Annotated in this window: 20 protein-coding genes; 18 read left to right on the top strand and 2 right to left on the bottom strand. The window is 62.4% G+C overall.

What is annotated here, in order from left to right; genetic code table 11:
* Window positions 1–12 precede the first annotated feature (12 nt).
* From rlmN to moeB, 9 genes are all read left to right on the top strand, one after another.
* Window positions 13–1,218, top strand: coding sequence for a 23S rRNA (adenine(2503)-C(2))-methyltransferase RlmN (gene rlmN / locus XALGPE39_RS06960; RefSeq protein ID WP_045727550.1), 1,206 nt, complete (start codon window positions 13–15; stop codon window positions 1,216–1,218).
* Between the two features lie 13 nt (window positions 1,219–1,231).
* Window positions 1,232–2,020: a type IV pilus biogenesis/stability protein PilW gene (gene pilW / locus XALGPE39_RS06955; RefSeq protein WP_200893908.1), complete on the top strand. Its 789-nt coding sequence runs from the start codon at window positions 1,232–1,234 to the stop codon at window positions 2,018–2,020.
* Complete coding sequence (locus XALGPE39_RS06950) at window positions 2,020–2,886, top strand: RodZ domain-containing protein (protein WP_045727548.1); 867 nt, start codon at window positions 2,020–2,022, stop codon at window positions 2,884–2,886. The genes pilW and XALGPE39_RS06950 overlap by 1 nt, the downstream gene beginning before the upstream one ends.
* Before the next feature lie 63 nt (window positions 2,887–2,949).
* Window positions 2,950–3,588: a tetratricopeptide repeat protein gene (locus tag XALGPE39_RS06945; RefSeq protein WP_045727547.1), complete on the top strand. Its 639-nt coding sequence runs from the start codon at window positions 2,950–2,952 to the stop codon at window positions 3,586–3,588.
* Window positions 3,588–4,946 carry an outer membrane protein assembly factor BamB gene (gene bamB / locus XALGPE39_RS06940; RefSeq protein WP_045727546.1) on the top strand — a complete coding sequence of 453 codons (1,359 nt, stop codon included), beginning with the start codon at window positions 3,588–3,590 and terminating at the stop codon, window positions 4,944–4,946. The genes XALGPE39_RS06945 and bamB overlap by 1 nt, the downstream gene beginning before the upstream one ends.
* An 18-nt stretch (window positions 4,947–4,964) precedes the next feature.
* The gene (der, locus tag XALGPE39_RS06935) at window positions 4,965–6,362 is read left to right on the top strand and encodes a ribosome biogenesis GTPase Der (protein WP_045727545.1); all 1,398 of its coding nucleotides are present in this window, start codon (window positions 4,965–4,967) and stop codon (window positions 6,360–6,362) included.
* 6 nt (window positions 6,363–6,368) lie between these two features.
* Window positions 6,369–6,974: an NTP transferase domain-containing protein gene (locus XALGPE39_RS06930; protein ID WP_045727544.1), complete on the top strand. Its 606-nt coding sequence runs from the start codon at window positions 6,369–6,371 to the stop codon at window positions 6,972–6,974.
* Window positions 6,971–8,200 (top strand): gephyrin-like molybdotransferase Glp, encoded by a 1,230-nt coding sequence (gene glp / locus XALGPE39_RS06925; RefSeq protein WP_045727543.1) that lies wholly within the window; start codon window positions 6,971–6,973, stop codon window positions 8,198–8,200. Before XALGPE39_RS06930 ends, glp begins: the two co-directional genes overlap by 4 nt.
* Before the next feature lie 17 nt (window positions 8,201–8,217).
* Window positions 8,218–9,387: a molybdopterin-synthase adenylyltransferase MoeB gene (gene moeB, locus XALGPE39_RS06920; protein WP_255352741.1), complete on the top strand. Its 1,170-nt coding sequence runs from the start codon at window positions 8,218–8,220 to the stop codon at window positions 9,385–9,387.
* A 51-nt stretch (window positions 9,388–9,438) separates the two neighbouring features.
* On the opposite strand, the gene XALGPE39_RS06915 is transcribed toward moeB, so the two are convergent.
* The gene (locus XALGPE39_RS06915; protein ID WP_045727541.1) at window positions 9,439–9,735 is read right to left on the bottom strand and encodes a DUF1244 domain-containing protein; all 297 of its coding nucleotides are present in this window, start codon (window positions 9,733–9,735) and stop codon (window positions 9,439–9,441) included.
* 51 nt (window positions 9,736–9,786) lie between these two features.
* Here XALGPE39_RS06915 and folD point away from each other — a divergent pair, with 51 nt between their 5' ends.
* The 4 genes from folD to XALGPE39_RS06895 all read left to right on the top strand — a co-directional run bounded on the left by folD (window position 9,787) and on the right by XALGPE39_RS06895 (window position 15,479).
* Window positions 9,787–10,677 (top strand): bifunctional methylenetetrahydrofolate dehydrogenase/methenyltetrahydrofolate cyclohydrolase FolD, encoded by an 891-nt coding sequence (gene folD / locus XALGPE39_RS06910; protein ID WP_045727540.1) that lies wholly within the window; start codon window positions 9,787–9,789, stop codon window positions 10,675–10,677.
* A 128-nt stretch (window positions 10,678–10,805) separates the two neighbouring features.
* Window positions 10,806–12,263: an IMP dehydrogenase gene (gene guaB, locus XALGPE39_RS06905; protein WP_045727539.1), complete on the top strand. Its 1,458-nt coding sequence runs from the start codon at window positions 10,806–10,808 to the stop codon at window positions 12,261–12,263.
* Window positions 12,264–12,407: 144 nt separating this feature from the next.
* Entirely contained in the window at window positions 12,408–13,973 is a 1,566-nt protein-coding gene (gene guaA / locus XALGPE39_RS06900; protein ID WP_045727538.1) for a glutamine-hydrolyzing GMP synthase, read from the top strand.
* A 306-nt stretch (window positions 13,974–14,279) separates the two neighbouring features.
* Entirely contained in the window at window positions 14,280–15,479 is a 1,200-nt protein-coding gene (locus XALGPE39_RS06895; RefSeq protein ID WP_045727537.1) for a site-specific integrase, read from the top strand.
* Between the two features lie 35 nt (window positions 15,480–15,514).
* Here the strand turns inward: XALGPE39_RS06895 and XALGPE39_RS06890 are convergent, their stop codons facing one another.
* Entirely contained in the window at window positions 15,515–16,516 is a 1,002-nt protein-coding gene (locus XALGPE39_RS06890; protein WP_045727536.1) for a LuxR family transcriptional regulator, read from the bottom strand.
* Between the two features lie 81 nt (window positions 16,517–16,597).
* Here XALGPE39_RS06890 and XALGPE39_RS06885 point away from each other — a divergent pair, with 81 nt between their 5' ends.
* The 5 genes from XALGPE39_RS06885 (at window position 16,598) to XALGPE39_RS06860 (ending at window position 20,087) form a co-directional block, all read left to right on the top strand.
* Window positions 16,598–17,590, top strand: coding sequence for a replication initiator protein A (locus XALGPE39_RS06885; RefSeq protein ID WP_045727535.1), 993 nt, complete (start codon window positions 16,598–16,600; stop codon window positions 17,588–17,590).
* 845 nt (window positions 17,591–18,435) lie between these two features.
* A complete protein-coding gene (locus XALGPE39_RS06875) occupies window positions 18,436–18,717 on the top strand; it encodes an AlpA family phage regulatory protein (protein ID WP_045727533.1) in 282 nt (93 codons plus the stop codon).
* Window positions 18,718–18,731: 14 nt separating this feature from the next.
* On the top strand, window positions 18,732–18,968 hold the full coding sequence (locus XALGPE39_RS06870) for a hypothetical protein (RefSeq protein ID WP_045727532.1): 237 nt from the start codon (window positions 18,732–18,734) through the stop codon (window positions 18,966–18,968).
* 4 nt (window positions 18,969–18,972) lie between these two features.
* Window positions 18,973–19,362, top strand: a complete 390-nt coding sequence (locus XALGPE39_RS15950; RefSeq protein WP_045729037.1) for a TraK family protein — start codon at window positions 18,973–18,975, stop codon at window positions 19,360–19,362.
* Entirely contained in the window at window positions 19,362–20,087 is a 726-nt protein-coding gene (locus tag XALGPE39_RS06860) for an ArsA-related P-loop ATPase (RefSeq protein WP_045727531.1), read from the top strand. The genes XALGPE39_RS15950 and XALGPE39_RS06860 overlap by 1 nt, the downstream gene beginning before the upstream one ends.
* Window positions 20,088–20,216 lie beyond the last annotated feature (129 nt).

The raw sequence follows: 20,216 nt of genomic DNA, 5'->3' as shown, positions 1-20,216 counted from the left end.
TCGAGGTTCGTCGTGAACGAGGTCGTCCATCCTCCGTTGGTGCTTGCCGATCCGCTTCCCAGCGGCGCGGCAGCCAAACAGAATCTGCTCGACCTTGATCGCGAGGGCCTGGAGCGTTTCTTCGCCGAAACCCTCGGCGAAGCACGCTATCGTGCCCATCAGGTGATGAAGTGGATCCACCACCGCTACGTCACCGATTTTGAGCAAATGACCGATCTCGGCAAGGCGCTGCGAGCCAAGTTGCAGCAACATGCCGAGGTCGTCGTCCCCAACGTCGTGTTCGATAAACCTTCTGCAGACGGCACCCACAAATGGCTGTTGGCCATGGGCGTGGATGGTAAGAATGCGATCGAGACCGTCTATATCCCCGACAAGGGCCGCGGCACCTTGTGCGTGTCCTCGCAGGTCGGTTGCGGGTTGAATTGCAGTTTCTGTTCCACCGCGACCCAGGGCTTCAATCGCAACCTGTCCACTGCCGAGATCGTCGGCCAGGTGTGGGTGGCGGCGCGGCATCTGGGCAACGTGCCGCACCAGCAGCGCCGTCTCACCAACGTGGTGATGATGGGCATGGGTGAGCCGCTGATGAATTTCGATAATGTCGTGCGTGCGATGAGCGTCATGCGCGACGATTTGGGTTACGGCCTTGCCAATAAGCGCGTGACCCTGTCGACCTCGGGATTGGTGCCGCAAATTGATCGTTTATCCGGCGAGAGCGACGTTTCTTTGGCCGTCTCGCTGCATGCGCCGAACGACGCCTTGCGCGAAACACTGGTGCCGCTCAACAAGAAGTATCCGATCGCCGAATTGATGGCGGCTTGCGCGCGCTATCTGCGAGCTAATAAGCGTCGTGAATCGGTGACTTTCGAGTACACCCTGATGAAGGGAATCAATGACCAGCCCGAGCACGCGCGGCAATTGGCGCGGCTGATGCGCCAGTTCGATAACGCGGTGCAAGCCGCCAACGCTGGTAAGGTCAATCTGATTCCGTTCAATCCGTTTCCGGGCACACGCTACACGCGCTCCGGCGAAACCGAGATTCGCGCCTTCCAGAAGATATTGCTGGATGCGCAGGTATTGACGATGGTGCGGCGCACACGCGGCGACGATATCGATGCGGCGTGCGGGCAACTCAAGGGGCAGGTCATGGACCGGACCCGTCGCCAGGCCCAGTTCCAGCGCGAACTGCAGACGCGGGCGGAGCAGGATGCGACAACCTAGCCGCCATTTGACCATCGCCGTGATCCTGACGGCGCTGCTGGCGTTGCCGGGTTGTAACTGGCTTGCCGCCAAGTCCGGCAAATTACGTACCGTCGAGCAGGTGCAGCCGGATTACCACTTCCACGACAGCCGGGCAGTCAAGTCGCGCTTCATACTGGAGGAGCAACTTGGGTTGGCGGTGAACCGGCTCGGTTCCGGCGATTTGGATGACGCCGAGAAGTACGCCAACAAAGCGCTGACGTTGGATGCCAACTCTGTGCAAGCGCACACATTGTTAGCGGTGATCGCGGATCGTCGCGACGCACATGCTGTTGCTGGCGAGCATTATCGTCGGGCTGCCGAACTGGCTCCGGATAGCGGCGAAACCTTGAATAATTACGGCGCTTGGCTATGCGCGAACGGCGCTGCGGCTGAATCGCTGGCCTGGTTCGACCGGGCACTGGCGGTGCCGGATTACCCCACGCCGGCGTCGGCACTGGCAAATGCCGGTGGCTGCGCGTTGCAGGTCGGGCAGCGCGAGCGCGGCCTGCGCGATCTGCGCAAGGCGCTGGCAATGGAACCGAATAATCCCTATGCCTTGGAGGCAATGGCGCGAGATGAGCTTGCGCAGGGGCACTTTTTCGAGGCGCGCGCGTTCGCAGAACGACGCATTGCCGCTGCGCCTGCTAATTCTTCCGTGCTACAACTCGCCGTGAAAATTGAGCAAGGGCTGGGGGACAAGGCCGCCTCCAGTCGTTATCAACAGAGGTTGCGTAAGGAGTTTCCCAATGCTGCGACCACGATATCTGGGAATAATCCATAGTGAGCAATGATTCAAATCCTAACGTTTTCGGTTGTGCCAAAGGCTGCGGGCAACAACTGCGCGATGCACGCGAGGCGGCGGGTCTGAGCATCGACGACGCTGGCAGCACTCTGCGTATGCCAATGCATGTCATACAGGCGCTCGAATCGGAAGAGTGGGAGCGCCTCGGTGCCCCGGTCTTCGTGCGAGGTCAGTTGCGCAGTTATGCGCGTTTGCTTGGCGTGGATCTCGATCCGTTGTTGCAGGCCGCACAGATTGCGCCCGTACAACCGGTCGATTTGATCAGTCATACGCATACCCGACCGCTGCGGCGTATCTTCGAGAGCGCTACCCGGCGGATGGTGTACGTGGTGATCACCGCTGGCCTGGCGATACCTGTCTGGTATGCCACACGCAGCCATTTTGCCGAGGATGGCCCAAACACCGCTTCGCTCGATGTGGTGCCCAGCGGGCCAATTGCCGTGCAGACGCCTGGCGTGTCATCTGTGGCCAAGGAGCGTGCGGCTCCGGCGGCAGCCGAGGCGGTCAATCACTCTGCACCGAGCGCGACCCCTTACATCGCTTCACTGACCCCTCTGCCGCATGAGGAGCAAACCGCAAAGGGGGGGCTGACCTTGTCTTTTCAGGGGGACAGTTGGATGCAGGTCAGTGCGCCTGACGGCAGGTTGGTCGAAAAGGCCATGCTCAAGTCTGGTGAGAACCGTACCTACGCGCCAGGTCAAGTCGGGCGTGTCGTTTTGGGTAATGCCTCGGTGGTTCAGGTTCAGCAATCCGGTAGTACGGTGGATTTGACTCCCTACAGACGCGCGAATGTGGCGCGCTTTGCGGTATCCTCTGATGGTTCCGTGGTGCCTGCCTCCGAGTGACGGCAGCGCGGTTTCCTCCTTCCACATTCCATGCCCTGCCGTAGCGGTGGGGCGAGAGTACGCATGGCGATCGACGACCTGCTCGACGAGCACGAACAAAGCGAACGCGTTCGCACTTGGCTCAGAAAAAATGGCGCTGGCCTGATTGGTGGCATCCTACTGGGCCTTGGCGCAATTCTGGGCTGGCAATTCTGGGCCAAGCACCGGTCCGATGATTTGGCACAGGCCAATTCGCGTTACGAGGCGCTGCTCAAGAGCATCGAGGCCAAGCAACTTGACAAGGCCGCTAAGGACCTTGCGCAGTTGCAGCAGGGCTCGTCCGATATGTATGTCGTATTGGCGGGGCTGCGTCTGGCCAAGGCGCAGGCCGATGCGGACAAGAACGACGCGGCGCTGGCAACGCTACGTGCACTCAAAGCCGATGCCGAGATGAAGCCACTGGTGGATCAGCGTATGGCTTCTCTATTGCTTCAGGCCAATAAGCCCGCAGATGCGCTCAAGCTGCTCGCTTTGGCCGACGATACACGTAGCCTAGAAATTCGCGGCGATGCGTTGGTTGCACAAGGCAAGCTAGATGCGGCGCGCGATGCTTACGTCAAGTCGCTGGCTGGGCTGGATGTGGCGGCGCCGCAGCGGAGTTTGCTGGAAATAAAATTGATGGATGCGGGCGGCAGCGTGCCGAATGCCGCGGAGCCGATCTGATGAAGGTAGTTATGTTCAAGCGCGTCGCGCTCGTTGCGCTGCTGGGGTTGACGCTGTCTGGTTGCAGCACGGTCAAAGGGTGGTTCGCTGGTAAGGACTCCGCCGCCAAGAAAGCCGCCGAGCCAGCCGAATTGGTCGATTTCAACCCGACTGTCAAAGTCGTCAAACTTTGGTCCACCGATGTCGGTAAAGGCGAGCGTCGGATCGGCGTGCGCCAGCATCCAGTTGTGGCCGATGGCAAGGTGTATGTCGCTGCCGCCTCCGGCACGGTGTACGCGTTGGACTTGCAAACCGGCAAGTCGCTATGGGAATACGACGCCAAGAAGGCGCGCAAGGAACAACAGTCGCAGGTCGTAGAGCAGCAGCCGAAGAGCCAGGTAGAGAGCGAATCCGGCAAAAACCTGTCCAAGGAGGAGCGCGCGGCCTACAAACAGCGTCTGCGCAATGAGAAGCAACAGGCCAAGGAACGCAAGCGTTTGGAGAAGCATCGTCCGCTGCCGCGCTTTGCTGGTGGCCCGGGCGTGGGCGACGGTCTGGTGGTCGTCGGTGGCCTGAACGGCGAAGTGCTCGCACTCGATGCCACCAACGGTACCGAGAAGTGGCACGCCAAGGTACACAACGAAGTGATCGCCGCACCCGTGATTGCACAAAATACGGTATTCGTGCGTAGCAACGACGGCCGCACCACCGCCTTCGATGCCGCGACCGGCCAGCAGCGTTGGTTCAACGCGCAGGAACTGCCGAGTCTGACTGTACGTGGCAATGCACCGGTGGTAGCCGGCCCAGGTGTGCTGTTCATCGGTAACGACGACGGCACCCTGAGTGCCTTGGCGATGCAGGATGGCCGCGTGCTGTGGCAACAGACCATCGCTGTGCCGGAAGGTCGGACCGAACTTGAGCGCATGTCCGATGTGGATGGTGCGCCGGTAATCGATGGCACAACGCTCTATGCGACCAGCTTCAAGAACCATACTGTGGCGCTCGAAGGCCCAAGTGGTCGCCCACTGTGGGATCGCGATCATGGCGGTGCCGGCGGTGTAGGTGTGAGCTCCGGTAGCGTGGTGGTGGCCGACAATGCCGGCACCGTGTGGGCGCTGGACAAAGCATCCGGGTCGGCGATGTGGTCGCAACCGGCGCTGGCGCGCCGCTCGCTGACCGGGGTGGCAATTCATGGAGATTATGCGGTTGTCGGCGACTACAAGGGCTATCTGCATTGGCTCAAGCTCGACAACGGCGAGTTCGCCGCGCGCGAGCGGGTGGGGCGCAAGCCGCTGGTGGCGCAACCGGTGGTTGCCGATGGCATCTTGCTCATACAAAACACGAAAGGCGACCTGACCGCGTTCCGGTTGGGTCAATAAGAAGGGAAGGACGTCGCCATGCTGCCGCTGGTCGCCCTGGTTGGACGGCCGAATGTCGGCAAGTCCACGTTGTTCAACGCGCTGACGCGCAGTCGCGACGCGCTGGTCCACGACCAGCCGGGCGTGACCCGCGACCGTCATTACGGCGTGTGCCGGCTGCAGCCGGAGACGCCGTTTGTGATCGTCGATACCGGCGGTATTTCCGGTGAAGAGGAGGGGCTGGCTGGTGCTACGGCCAGTCAGGCCCGTGCCGCCGCTGGCGAGGCCGATCTTGTGCTGTTCGTGGTCGATGGCCGCGAAGGCTCGTCCTCGCTGGACGATGAGATCCTGTCCTGGTTGCGCAAGCTGGCGCGGCCGACGCTGTTGCTCATCAACAAGATCGACGGCACCGATGAAGACCAGGTCCGCGCCGAGTTCGCGCGCTACGGCCTGGGCGAGGCGATTGCGGTATCCGCCGCGCATCGCCAGGGCATCGACGACCTGCTTGATGATGTACTGGCACGATTGCCGGAAGAGGGCGCTGGCGAAACCCTGGATACCGACCCTGGGCGCATGCGCATTGCCTTCGTCGGTCGCCCCAATGTTGGCAAATCGACCCTGGTGAATCGCTTGCTGGGCGAGGAGCGCATGATCGCTTCCGACGTGCCGGGGACCACCCGCGATTCGATTGCGGTGGACCTGGAGCGCGATGGCCGTCTTTACCGTTTGATCGACACCGCTGGCCTGCGTCGCCGTGGCCGGGTCGAAGAAGCTGTGGAAAAGTTCAGCGTGTTCAAGACGCTGCAGGCGATCGAGCAATGCGAGGTGGCGGTGCTTCTGCTCGACGCCAGCGAAGGCGTCACCGATCAGGACGCCAGCGTGCTGGGGGCGATCCTGGATGCAGGCCGTGCCCTGGTGGTGGCGGTGAACAAGTGGGACGGACTGACCGACTACCAGCGAGAACAGGCCGAGGCATTGCTGTCGCGCAAGTTGGGTTTTGTGCCCTGGGCCGAAGCCGTGCGTATTTCGGCCAAGCACGGGTCGGGTTTGCGCGAACTATTTCGCGCCATCCATAACGCCCATGCCTCGGCAGTGCGCGAGTTCAGCACCAGCGAAGTCAATCAGGCGCTGGAAGTGGCTTACGAGAGCAATCCGCCGCCGAGTATTCGCGGCCATGTCTCCAAGCTGCGCTACGTCCATCCGGGCGGCAGCAATCCGCCGACCTTCATCGTGCACGGCACTCGCTTGAAGGTTTTGCCGGAGTCGTACAAACGCTATCTGGAAAACTTCTTCCGCAAGCGTTTCAAGTTGGTTGGCACGCCGGTGCGTTTCATGTTCCGCGAAGGCGCCAATCCTTACGAAGGCAAGAAAAACGTGCTCACCGAACGCCAGATCGCCAAGAAGCGGCGTTTGATGAAGCACGTGCGCGGCAAGTAGCCGCGCATGGACCCGCAGCGTGCGATCACCCTCGGCATCTTGGCCGGTGGTCGTGCGCAACGCTTGGGGGGTCTCGATAAAGCCTGGCTGCAGCACGACGGCCAGCCGTTGGTGCAGCGTCTTGCGCAGACGCTCGCGCCGAGCGTGGCAGCGGTGCTGGTCAGTGCCAATCGCGATCTATCGCGTTACGCGGCCATCGGTTTGCGGGCGGTGCCGGACCGGGTTCACGCACCAGCCCAGGCACCGTGTTCGCTTGGTCCGATCGCCGGCGTAGACGCTTTGGCGGCTGCCTGCGCCACGCCCTGGCTGCTGACCGTGCCGGTGGATGCGTGCCAGTTGCCACCGGCATTGCCGGCGCTGTTGGCCGCAGTGGGCGCGGCTGGCGATGGCACCTGGCTCGAGGATGCGGCTGGAGTGCAGCCGTTGGTGGCCTTGTATCGACTCGCCGCATTGCGTCCCGCACTGGACGCCGCCCTGGCGGCGGCGGCCTATGCGCCGTGGCGACTACAACAGCGTTTGAACATGGTCCCGTTGCGCTTGCCCGATCTTGTCCTCGGCAATCTCAACACGCCCCAGGATTTATCCGTAGCGGGTATCCTGCCGATGCCATGACCGAGATCAAGACCGAATCTGCCACCCGAATCGCATACGCGGACGCGTTGGCCATCGTCGTTGCCGCCGCACGCACGCGTCCGGTCAATGCCGAACGGCTCGCGTTGCAACGTACCGATGGTCGCATCCTGTTGGAGCCGCTGGAGGCGCCGATCGATTTGCCGCCGTTCGCCAACAGTGCGATGGATGGGTTCGCGCTGCGCCATGCGGACCTGACACCCGACGCACCCAATGCCCTGCGCCTTGTTGGCGAGCAGTTCGCTGGCACCGACCGGCAACAGGCCATCGCTGCCGGCCAATGCCTGCGCGTGACCACCGGCGCGCCGCTGCCGCTGGGGGCGGATACGGTGGTCATCAAGGAAAACGCGGTCGAGCATGACGGATGCGTGGAGTTCACGCAGATGCCTGCCCGTGGCGCGCATGTGCGGGCCCAGGGCGAGGACGTGCGTGCGAGCGAGCGTGTGCTTGAGCCTGGCATGCTGCTGACGCCCTCGCGCATTGGCCTGGCTGCGGCACTGGGTGTGTCCCAGCTCTCCGTCGCGGCGCGACCGACTGTGGCGGTGTTTGCCACCGGCGACGAATTGGTCGAGCCAGGCATGCCGTTGCAGCCCGGACAGATCTATAACAGCAATCGCGACATGTTGATGGCGCAATTGCGCCTGCTCGGCCTGGCACCCACCGCCTGGCCAACGTTGCCGGACGATCCGCTATGTATCCAGGCCATGCTGGCCGATGCGGCGTCGGCGTTCGACGTGGTACTGACCTGCGGTGGCGTGTCCGCTGGCGAAAAGGACTATCTGCCCCGGTTGCTGGCCGAGCGCGGTCGCGTCCATTTCTGGAAGGTACGCATGCGCCCAGGTATGCCCGTGCTGTTCGGTGAATGGGATCATGCTTTGTTCCTGGGCTTGCCCGGCAATCCGGTATCGGTGCTGGCGACGTTTTTGGCGATTGGCCGACCATTGCTGGACGCCCTACAGCGACGAGCCGAGCCTCACCGCGCCTGGCGCGCCCGACTTGCAACCGCGTGGGACAAGCGTCACGACCGACTGGAGTTCCTGCGTGGGCGCATGCGCTGTGACGCATACGGACAACTGTGGGTCGAGCCGAATCCGGCCGATGGCTCGCATCGGTTGCGCGGCGCGGCCGACAGCGATGTGCTGCTGCGCCTGGACGAAGGCGAGCGTCGTTTCGAGGCGGGCGAGGTGGTCGAGGTGGTGCCTTACTGAGCATTGCAGGCCACTGCATTGGCGATACGGTTTACGTCGATAATGTCCCCATGAGCATTCGAGAACTGACGCCGCGACAGGCCCATGCGCGCGTTGCGCAGGGCGCGCGGCTGATTGATATCCGCGAGGAACACGAGCGTGCCTTGGGCATGGCCGAAGGTGCCCTTGGTGTGGCCCGTGCGCAGTTGCAGGCCGATCCGGCCGCCTATGTCGATAGGAGCGCCGAGATCCTGCTGATCTGTCAAAGCGGCAGGCGCTCGCAGGAGACCGCCGCGTTCCTGCAGCAGCTCGGCTATTGCCAGGTTGTCTCGGTCCTAGGTGGCACCACTGGCTGGCAGCGCGAGGGCTTGCCGCTGCAACGTCCGGCGTTGGCGCCGGAGCAGCAGGATTTCCTGGAGCGCTATGCGCGCCACCTGCGCCTACCCGAGGTCGGCATCGACGGCCAGCGTCGTCTACAGGCTGCACGGGTGCTGCTGGTCGGTGCCGGTGGGCTGGGCTCTCCGGCCGGTGTCTATCTGGCCGCGGCCGGCGTCGGGCATCTGCGCATCGCCGACGATGACGTGGTCGAGCGCAGCAATCTGCAGCGCCAAATCCTGCATAGCGACGCGCGGATCGGGCAACCCAAAGTGGACTCGGCGGCAACGGCGTTGGCCGCGCTGAACCCGGGCGTGCAGGTGGAAGCGGTGCGTGAGCGGGTCACGGCGCACAACGTCGAACGCCTGCTGCAGGAGGTGGACGTGGTGCTGGATGGCTCGGACAATTTTCCCGCACGCTACCTGCTCAACGATGCTTGCGTGAAGCTGGGCAAGCCGCTGGTATACGGCGCGGTGCAGCGTTTCGAGGGGCAGGTCAGCGTGTTCGATGCTGGCCGTCAGCGCGGTCTGGCACCATGCTACCGCTGTCTGTTCCCGGAACCGCCAGCGCCGGAATTTGCGCCCAACTGTGCCGAGGCAGGCGTGCTGGGGGTACTGCCCGGTATCGTTGGCTTGTTACAGGCCAACGAGGTGCTGAAACTGTTGCTTGGCATTGGCGAGTCGCTGAGTGGGCGCTTGCTGCATGTCGACGCGTTGGCGATGCGCTTCCGCGAGACCCGTCTGGCCGCCGATCCGCATTGTCGGCTATGCGCGCCGGGGCGGCCTTTCCCAGGTTATATCGATTACGCGCAATTCTGCGGCACGCCGCACTGAGGGGGCTATCGCAGTCGGCGATGGCTTCCGGGGATGCCCTGGATGGATTTGTCAGCCATGCCGACGCTGCGCCTCGGCGAAGGCGGCCAGTTGCTCCGGTGTCGCTTCGGCCTGGTACTTCGCTTTCCAGTCGGCAAATGGCATGCCGTAAACGCGCTCGCGTGCCTGTTCCTTGCTCAGAATCTGGCCTTCGGTCGCTGCCGCCTCGCGGTACCAGTCGGCCAGACAGTTGCGGCAGAAGCCGGCCAGGATCATCAGGTCGATATTCTGCACGTCGGTGCGGTCTTGATTCAGGTGCTGCAACAAGCGACGGAATGCGGCGGCCTCGATGTGGGTGGTGTCGGTCATGATGGAATCGGGGACAATGGGCGTCCCCCGACTCTACACCCGCTCGCCCCGATGACCGACTCTGCGCCTGTCTCCTCCGTTCCGGCCCGCATTCTCGACGGGCGGCGCATCGCCGAAGATTTGCTCGATGAACTGAAAACACGGGTCGATGCCCGGTTGGCTGCAGGGCAGCCCAGGCCCGGTTTGGCGGTGGTGTTGGTCGGCGGCGATCCGGCCTCCACCGTATATGTGCGCAACAAGCGGCGCGCGGCAGAGAAAGTCGGCATCGAGGCGTTCGATTACGACCTGCCGGCGGGCACCGGCGAGGCCGAGTTGCTGGCGTTGATCGATCAGCTCAACGCCGATCCCAAGATCCACGGCATCCTGGTGCAGTTGCCGCTCCCCGGCATTGCCGATGCGAGTCGGTTGATCCACCGGATTGACCCACGCAAGGATGTGGACGGTTTTCATCCGCAGAACGTCGGCCACCTGGCGCTGCGCGAGTTCGGCCTGCGACCCTGTACTCCGCGCGGCATCGTCACCTTGCTGGCGCACACCGACCAGCCGGTACGTGGCCGCAACGCGACCATCGTCGGGGTCAGCAATCACGTTGGCCGGCCGATGGCGCTGGAACTGCTGATCGCCGGTTGCACGGTCAATTGCTGCCACAAGTTCACCCCGGCGCACGTACTGCAGACGCACGTGCGCGATGCCGACATCCTGGTGGTGGCGGTGGGGCGGCCTGGGCTGATCCCGGGCGATTGGATCAAACCCGGTGCAGTGGTGATCGATGTCGGCATCAACCGCCTGGACGATGGTCGCCTGGTCGGCGACGTCGGCTTCGAGGCGGCGGCGCAGCGTGCTAGCTGGATCACCCCGGTGCCTGGCGGAGTGGGGCCGATGACGGTGGCGACGCTGATGCAGAACACCATCGAGGCGGCGGACGCGGCCTTGCTCCGCTGAGCCCCAGCGCGCGGCAGCGGCGCGGGGGGCGGTGGAACGCCGCGTCCCGCATGCCGTTGCATGCGCGCATAGCTTCACGCGATTTTTCGGGCTAAAATGTCGCGCTTCCCCACATTTGCGGTCCGCCGATGCTGCGCATCCAGGCTGAAGCTCTTACCTACGACGACGTTTCGCTCGTCCCCTCTCATTCGACCGTGCTGCCCAAGGATGTCTGCCTGGAGACCCGGCTGACCCGCGAGCTGCGCCTGAAACTGCCGATCCTGTCGGCGGCGATGGACACGGTGACCGAACATCGCCTCGCGGTGGCCATGGCGCAGCTTGGCGGCATCGGCATCATCCACAAGAACATGACTCCGGCGCAGCAGGCGGCCGAAGTGGTCAAGGTCAAGAAGTTCGAAGCCGGCGTGATTACCGAACCGTTTACCGTCGGCCCGGAAACCACCATCGGCGAAGTGCTGAAACTGACCCGCGCGCGCAACATCTCCGGCGTGCCGGTGGTGGACGGCAGTGGATTGGTCGGCATCGTCACCAGCCGCGACATGCGTTTCGAGAAGAAACTCGACGATCCGGTCCGCCACATCATGACCAAAAAGGATCGCCTGATCACCGTGCGCGAAGGCGCCAGTGACGAGGAAGTGCTGCAATTGCTGCACCGCCATCGCATCGAGAAGATTCTGGTGGTCAACGACAGTTTCCAACTGCGCGGCCTGATTACGGTCAAGGACATCCAGAAGAAGACCGACAACCCCAATGCCGCCAAGGATGCGTCCACGCGTCTGCTGGTCGGTGCGGCGGTGGGCGTTGGCGGCGACACCGAGCAGCGCGTGGAACTGCTCGCCGCAGCGGGTGTGGATGTGGTCATCGTCGATACCGCGCACGGCCATGCGCAGGGCGTGATCGACCGCGTGGCCTGGGTCAAGAAAACCTACCCCCAGTTGCAGGTGATCGGCGGCAATATCGTGACCGGCGACGCCGCGCTGGCGTTGATGGATGCCGGTGCCGACGCGGTCAAGGTCGGCGTGGGGCCGGGGTCGATTTGCACCACGCGTGTGGTTGCCGGTGTGGGCGTGCCGCAGATCACCGCCATCGACATGGTCGCCGAGGCGCTGCAGGACCGCATCCCGCTGATCGCCGACGGCGGTATCCGGTATTCCGGCGACATCGGTAAGGCGCTGGTGGCCGGGGCCTCCACGGTGATGGTGGGCGGGCTGTTCGCTGGCACCGAGGAAGCACCGGGCGAGGTCGAACTGTTCCAGGGTCGCAGCTACAAGAGCTATCGCGGTATGGGCAGCCTGGGCGCGATGGAGAAGGGCAGCAAGGACCGCTACTTCCAGGACGCTTCCGATGCCGACAAGCTGGTGCCGGAAGGCATCGAAGGCCGCGTGCCGTACCGCGGCCCGCTCAGCGGCATCATCCACCAATTGGTTGGCGGCCTACGCGCGACCATGGGATATGTCGGCTGCGCGACGATCGAGGACATGCGCGCCAAGCCCAAGTTCGTCACCATCACCGGTGCCGGCCAGCGCGAAAGCCACGTCCACGACGTGCAGATCACCAAAGAGCCGCCGAACTACCGTATGGGCTGAATGCCGCGACTCGGGACTCGGAACTCGAGACGTGGCATCACCTTCGAACGGCGGGGCAGGAAGCAATTTCTCCTCGCCGTTTTTTCATCGTCACAGCGCTAGCGGATCGCAGGAGCCCGAGTCCCGCATCCCCCCCGAGTCCCGATGACCAACATTCACAGCGACAAGATCCTCATTCTCGATTTCGGCGCGCAGTACACCCAACTGATCGCGCGGCGCATCCGCGAACTTGGCGTGTATTGCGAGATATGGGCCTGGGATCACGACCCGGCCGAGATCGCCGGCTTCGGTGCCAAGGGCATCATCCTTTCCGGTGGCCCGGAGTCGACCACCTTGCCGGGCGCGCCGGCCGCGCCGCAGGACGTGTTCGATAGCGGCTTGCCGCTGCTGGGCATCTGCTATGGCATGCAGACAATGGCCGCGCAGCTCGGCGGCTCCACCGAGGCCGCCGATCAGCGCGAATTCGGTCATGCCGAAGTGGACGTGGTCGCGCCCGATGCCTTGTTTTCCGGCTTGACCGATCACCCAGGCAGTGCGCGTCTGAACGTATGGATGAGCCACGGCGACCACGTCGCCAACGTGCCGCCAGGCTTCACCATCACTGCCACGACCGACCGCATCCCGGTTGCGGCCATGGCCAACGAGGCCAAGCGCTGGTACGGCGTGCAGTTCCATCCGGAGGTCACTCACACCCTGCAAGGCCAGACTCTGCTGCGCCGCTTCGTGGTGGAGGTGTGCGGCTGCGCGACGCTGTGGACTGCAGCCAACATCATCGACGACCAGATCGCGCGGGTCCGCGCCCAAGTGGGTGGCGACGAGGTGATCCTCGGCTTGTCCGGCGGGGTCGATTCCTCCGTGGTCGCCGCACTGTTGCATAAGGCCATCGGCGATAAACTCACCTGCGTCTTCGTCGATACCGGCCTGTTGCGCTGGCAGGAAGGCGACCAGGTGATGGCGATGTTCGCCGAGCACATGGGCGTCAAAGTCATTCGCGTCAATGCCGCCGAGCGCTACTTCAAAGCACTTGTTGGCGTCAGTGACCCGGAAGCCAAACGCAAAATCATCGGCAACCTGTTCGTGGAGATTTTCGACGAAGAAGCGAACAAGCTGCGTAACGCCAAGTGGTTGGCACAGGGCACCATCTATCCGGATGTGATCGAGTCCGCCGGCAGCAAGACCGGCAAGGCCCACGTGATCAAGAGCCACCACAACGTCGGCGGTTTGCCCGAGCATATGAAGCTTGGCCTGGTCGAGCCGCTGCGCGAACTGTTCAAGGACGAGGTGCGGCGTCTGGGCGTCGAACTCGGTTTGCCGCGGACCATGGTCTACCGTCATCCATTCCCCGGCCCAGGCCTGGGCGTGCGCATCCTGGGCGAAGTGAAGCCGGAATACGCCGAACTGTTGGCCAAGGCCGACGCCATTTTCATCGACGAACTACGTAAAGCCGATCTATACGACAAGACCAGTCAGGCGTTTGCGGTATTCCTGCCGGTGAAATCAGTGGGTGTCGTGGGCGACGCCCGCGCTTACGAATGGGTGATCGCACTGCGCGCAGTGGAAACCATCGACTTCATGACCGCGCACTGGGCGCATCTGCCTTACGACTTCCTGGGCACGGTGAGCAACCGCATCATCAATGAATTACGCGGTGTCTCGCGGGTGGTCTACGACATCTCGGGCAAGCCGCCGGCGACGATTGAGTGGGAGTGATTGGGCGTCTGGCATGGGCTGGCAATCGCAGGCAAAAAGTTCTTACAAATCATTGATGTAGATTGATTTTGGTGTTTTTTGTCTGGCAAATTCGAGCACTCTCAGGCATCGCCAAGCACGAATTTTTCATGGTATGGTGCATGGCACTGGCTGAACCGATGCCATGATCTTGATCCGATACCATGCGGCCACTTCGCGGTGAAGCATGGTATTGAAATACTCTAAGATATTGATTTATATCGATAATTTTGAGATTTTTCTGGTCTTTTTGAGCATGGTATCGGTAGCCTGAAAAGAAGGGTGCTCATGCTGACCGATACCAAGCTGCGCAATCTCAAGCCGCAGGACAAGCTCTACAAGGTGAACGACCGTGACGGCCTCTATGTGGCCGTCACGCCGGCCGGGGCGATCTCGTTTCGCTACAACTACTCCATCAACGGCAGGCAGGAGACCATCACCTTCGGCCGCTACGGTGTCGGCGGCATCACCCTGTCGGAAGCCCGCGAGCAGTTGGGCGAGGCCAAGAAGCTGATCGCGGTCGGGAAGTCGCCGGCCAAGGAGAAGGCGCGGGACAAGGCCCGCATCAAGGATGCCGAGACATTCGACGCCTGGGCCGAAAAGTGGCTGCGCGGCTACCAGATGGCCGACTCCACCCGCGACATGCGCCGAGCGGTCTACGAGCGCGAGCTGAAGCCCAAGTTCGCCAACCAGAAGCTGGTCGAAATCACCCACGAGGACTTGCGGGCGCTGACCGATGCCATCGTGGAGCGAGGCGCGCCGGCAACGGCAGTGCATGTCCGCGAGGTGGTGATGCAGGTCTATCGCTGGGCCATCGAGCGCGGCCAGAAGGTCGAGAACCCGGCAGAGTTGGTGCGCCCCACGAGCATCGCCAAGTTCGAGCCGCGCGACCGGGCGCTGACGCCTGATGAGATCGGGCTGATGTACCAGTACATGGAGCGCATCGGCACGACGCCGTCGATCCGGGCGGCGGCCAAGCTGCTGCTACTGACGATGGTGCGCAAGAGCGAGCTGACGAACGCGACGTGGAGCGAGATCAATTTCAGCGAGGCGCTTTGGACGATCCCGAAGGAGCGGATGAAGCGGCGCAACCCGCACCTGGTCTTTCTGTCCAGGCAGGCGCTGGACATTTTCATTGCCCTGAAAACCTTCGCCGGCGGATCGGACTACGTGCTGCCTTCGCGGTACGACTCAGACACGTCGATGAGCAGCGCCACACTCAACCAAGTGCTGACGCTGACCTACCGGCTGGCGCAGAAGGAGGGGAAGATCCTTGGCAAGTTCGGGCCGCACGATTTGAGACGCACGGCGAGCACGCTGCTGCACGAGGCGGGCTATAACACCGACTGGATCGAGAAGTGCCTGGCGCACGAACAGCGTGGCGTCAGGGCCGTCTACAACAAGGCTGAATACCGCGAGCAACGCACCGCTATGCTGCAAGACTGGGCGGACATGATCGACGGCTGGACAGCCAGGAAGGCGTTTTAGCCGCTAAAAAAGAGGCCCGTCGAAGTCGATGGCCGTCACTGTACTTCGTCGAGGCGGAAGTCCTTGGGGATCGTCGCGAGCGCCTTGGAAACGGCTTGTCGGCTGATTCCGAGTGCCTTAGCGACTTGCGATTGATTTTGTCCCGAGGCGATCATCGTGATGATCGTCTTCTTGCGGTCGGTCAACCGCTCGTCGGCCATCTGGCGAGCCTGGTTCCTCAACTCGGCCTTGTCGGCTGGCTGTAGGGATTTTTGGGTCACGTGGCCTTGGATGTAGTGGTCAACCGACCGATCCCCTGAGCCTGCCCGCAGCTTCTCCGGTTTGGCGCTTTGCTTGCTCAGCCGTAGCAGCTCCACGTCGAAGTGATCCGCCGAACGCATGGCGCGTCGATAGGCTGGATTCTGGGTGCCATCCGGGAGCATTGGCCGATGCTCGGCACAGTAACGGTGGCTCAAGCGTAGTTTCTCTTGATCCCCCTGGGGCCAATTCCCATGTTCGATGAACGAGGCTAATTCCGTCAGCGCGCCGCAGAACCTACAAAAACCTTGACGACGCTGCGCGTTCCCGAAGGGGAGCAAAGGGAGCTGGTGTTCGCCTGGTATCTTGGATCGTGCCGGTCTTTTGCAGGCGCAGTCCCAAATCAGTTCGATTAAGGATTCGATGGTTGCGATAAAGCGCTGATCTCTGGCAGTCCAGTTGTTCTCCGTTTTGATGAAGTTACGCAGCAACCACCGCTGCAATCGAACCATCTCATCAAGCCCCACTTGACGAATGATGGTGCTGAGTCCTGCCCGTGCGCTGGCTCCGGGCACGAAGCCCGAGTAGCGCGCCGGAAGAGTCGCCATGTACGCCGCCACGGAGGGATCGATGCGTTCCTCTACCAGTCGGACGATGGGGTACTGGCGCGAGGACGCGGAGTAGGGTTTCCAGCGTTCTCGGAACTCCTTGATTGCTTGAGAAACGATGGGCGCGCATCCATCCCAGATATGGATGTAGTACCGCCCTAGGCGTTCTCTTGCTTGATCTTCCGTTTCCATGTCAACCAAAGTGTACAACTAAATCGCTGACAGTCAATTGGTGTGACGGCTAGCCTTGTGGTGCTCAATTGAAGACCACGAATGCCGGACTCGCTTTTTTCATCACCGGGGCCGCTCCGCTCGCCCCGTGACGAAAAGGACGAGCGCACAGCCGCTGAGCCCACAACACACCTTGCGCCTGACCGTGGCAGGCAGGGCGATTTCTTCACGCTCGGCATCCCCGATGCCGCGCCGAAAGATGACCTCGCCAGCATGGAACATCCGTTGTTCGCATTGAAGGCTGGCGACACTCGCGTGCGTACCTACGAGCGCAACGGCAATACCGTGACGGTGAAGCCCGGCCCGGACGGCCGTGCAACGATCCACGATAAGGATTTGTGGCTCTACTGCGCTGGCCAGCTCGTCGAGGCAAAGAACCGTGGGGCAAGAATCTCGCGCACGGTGCGCCTCACCATGTACGACTTCCTCACGGCCACCAACCGCGACACCAGCGGTCGCGCTTACGAGCGGGCGGGCGAGATGCTTGGGCGACTCACCGGCACGCGGGTGGAAACCAACATCGAGACAGGCGGGCGGCGCACTCGTGCGTTCTGGGGCCTGGTGGAATCGGCCAAGATCATCGAGAGGTCGCCCAACGACGGTCGCATGGTGTCACTGGAAGTGACCTTGCCGGATTGGCTGTTCCGGGCCATCGACGCCGGCGAATTCCTCACGCTCTCGCGCAGCTATTACCGACTGCGCAAACCGCTTGACCGGCGCATCTACGAACTGGTGCGAAAGCACTGCGGCCGTCAACCAAGCTGGCGCGTGTCACTGGCCGTCCTATACCAGAAGAGCGGCAGCAGCGATGCGCTGCGGAATTTCCGTGCGGCAATGCGCTCGCTGGCCGAATCTGGCGTGCTGCCCGACTTCCTCATGGCGTTCGACGGCGGCCGAGACATGGTGACGTTCTACGCCAATGGCCCCAAGGGCCGCATCGCCGAGGCCAAGGACATGCTGGCTGGGAGGCCGCATGCTTCGCTGCTGGCCCACGAGAAGGCCCATACCCGGAAGACCGGGAAACGATCCGGCTGACACCTGCCTCCACGCAGGGCACGTACTTTTATCTGCACTTGACTTCGGGCTTCCAGGGATGCCTTCTGTGGATTGGCACGTGCGTTCACCTGCGCCGTCTGTGGATGGGAGCGTGCCTTTACCTGCACTTGCATCGTGCTTTCACCTGCACCCAACCTCGTGCTTTTACCTGCACGACCATCCCGCAAGGCGTTGTGGCGCAGGGGTTTTTGAAACCTGTAACGCGCGCGCGCCTTTAACTGTCTTTTTAACTTAAAGATCTTTAACGCGGCAGGGCTGTGGAAAACTTGACAGTTCGTGCGCTGGCGGCTTCGCCGGGGCACCCCTGCGGGGTTCCCCCACCGCCATGCGGTGGCTCCCCCTCCGGCAGATCGTGCCGGCCTCCAGCCGGTGAGCTGAGAGGGGCGCGGCACACGCCGCGCCGAACGCGCCAGAAACGCTCAGGACGAAAAAGTCGGCAAGGCGAGGCCGAGAGGGCGCTCCTATTCCTGAAACGCTCCTATGGGTTTCCTGGGCGCTGCCAGGCAGGCCGACGACAGCGCCACGAACAGATTGCCGCGCTGTCGGAATGGTCGCAGGTTGAACGCCAAGAAAAGGGGGCGGCGGCTTCAAGCTGACCAGGCCGACGAGCTGGCCAGCATCGCCGCTTCCGACGATGGCGGCCGCCAGATGGATTTGGTTCGTTGTAGCGTGTTGTATGTTGTATGTTGTATCGCGCTACAACATACAACGCAGAAAGCACCCAGTCTTCATGTCAACCTGATTGGATAATTAAGTTGCTTACGCCTTCGGCTTGTCCGGGCAGTATCAGGCACTCGTTCGCAAGTGACTGAATACGCCAGAAGATGCACGCAACAGAAAAACCACGCCAGCCTATTGCCGAGGCGGTGAAGGGCAAGACCCTTATCAATCGCAAGAAGCTGCTGGCGATGATCCCGCTGTCAGACCGCACCATCTACAACATGGAGCTGCGGGGAGAGTTTCCACATCGCATCACCCTCACCAGCCGCAATGTGGCTTGGGACTTGGCGGAGGTCGAGCAGTGGATCGAAGCGCGCAAGTCGTCGGGCGAACTGGCCCGACGCCCCGGCCCTCTGGCCGTGGGCGAGGATTCCCCTTCGTTGTGACCTGGGGAGGACTGATGAAGCGGATAACGATTCAGGTCAGTGAAGCCACGGCGGCAAGCCTGCACGAACTCGCCCGGAGGTGCACGGCTGCACACGGCGGTTCTGATGGCTTCACCAGCCATGGCGCCCTCACTGTCTCGTCGCTTCTGGCGATGCTGGCCGAGGATGCCGGCCTGGTCATCACCCGCCCCGGAAGCTGGGAGGGTGCGAACATGGCGCAGGTCTTCACCTCGCACGGCTATGAGGTGTGACGCGATGGCCGTCGAAAAGAGCTTTCGGGACGAACTGGCCACTTGGGTTGCGCAGCGAGACCAGGCCGAAAGGCCCCAGCGCAAGGAGGCTCTGGTGGCGTTTCTGGCAGTGCGTGCCGACGTGATCGAGGCGACCGCCGCCGGCTACACGCTCAAGACCATCTGGGAACACCTGCACGAAGCGGGGCGCGTGTCGTTCCGCTACGAAACCTTTCTCAAGTACGTCCGCCGACACATCACGAACTCGCCGACCGAGCAGAGAAAACCAACGCCGGTGAAGCGAAGCAATGGCCGCGAGAACTCGGCACCAATCCGTGAGCCGAGAAAGGTCGAGCCCGTTGGAATTCCCACCTTCAACTACAACCCAAGAATGGACGAAAAGGACTTAATCTGATGGCCAAGATTCACATGGTTCTGCAAGGCAAAGGCGGCGTCGGCAAATCGATGATCGCGGCCACCATCGCGCAGTACAAAGCCGGCAAGGGCCAGAAGCCGCTTTGCATCGACACCGATCCCGTCAATTCGACCTTCGAGGGCTACAAAGCCCTGGGCGTGCGTTGCCTCAACATCATGGAGGGCGACGAGATCAATACACGCGCCTTCGACACTTTGATCGAAATGATTGCGTCAGCGGACGGTGAAGTCATCATCGACAACGGGGCTAGCTCGTTCGTGCCGCTGTCCAGCTACCTCATCGGGAACCAGGTTCCCGCGATGCTCCAGGACATGGGGCATGAACTCATCGTTCATACCGTTGTCACCGGCGGTCAGGCATTCAAGGACACGTTGATGGGGCTCGCCCAGCTTGCCGCTCAGTTCCCGGCGGAATGCACCTTCGTTGTCTGGCTCAATCCCTATTGGGGGCCAATCGAGCACGAAGGCAAGGGTTTCGAGAAGATGAAGGCGTACACGGACAACAAGGCCCGCGTGTCGGCCATCGTCCAACTTCCGACCCTCAAGGCGGAAACCTACGGGCGCGACTTCTCGGAAATGCTCCAGGAGCGCCGCACCTTCGATGAGGCCCTGGCCGATCCCGCGCTCACGATCATGACGCGGCAGCGGCTCAAGATCGTGAAGGCCCAGATTTTCCAGCAGCTCGACAACGCGGCGGTGCTGTGATGACCGCATTGCATCGCTGTCAGTGTGCCGTCGATGCACTGCTGACACGCAACCCTGGCGCTGTAGCTGCACTGTTCTTGGCCTTCTTCGGCCATTGCCGCACTGTCCGCGCGCTGTTGCACGTCGATA

The sequence above is a fragment of the Xanthomonas sp. GPE 39 genome, assembly GCF_000963005.1.
In the GTDB taxonomy this organism is placed as follows: Bacteria; Pseudomonadota; Gammaproteobacteria; order Xanthomonadales; family Xanthomonadaceae; genus Xanthomonas_A.
The sequence above is the reverse complement of the archived record's forward strand: the minus strand, read 5'-3'. Positions and strand labels throughout refer to the sequence as shown.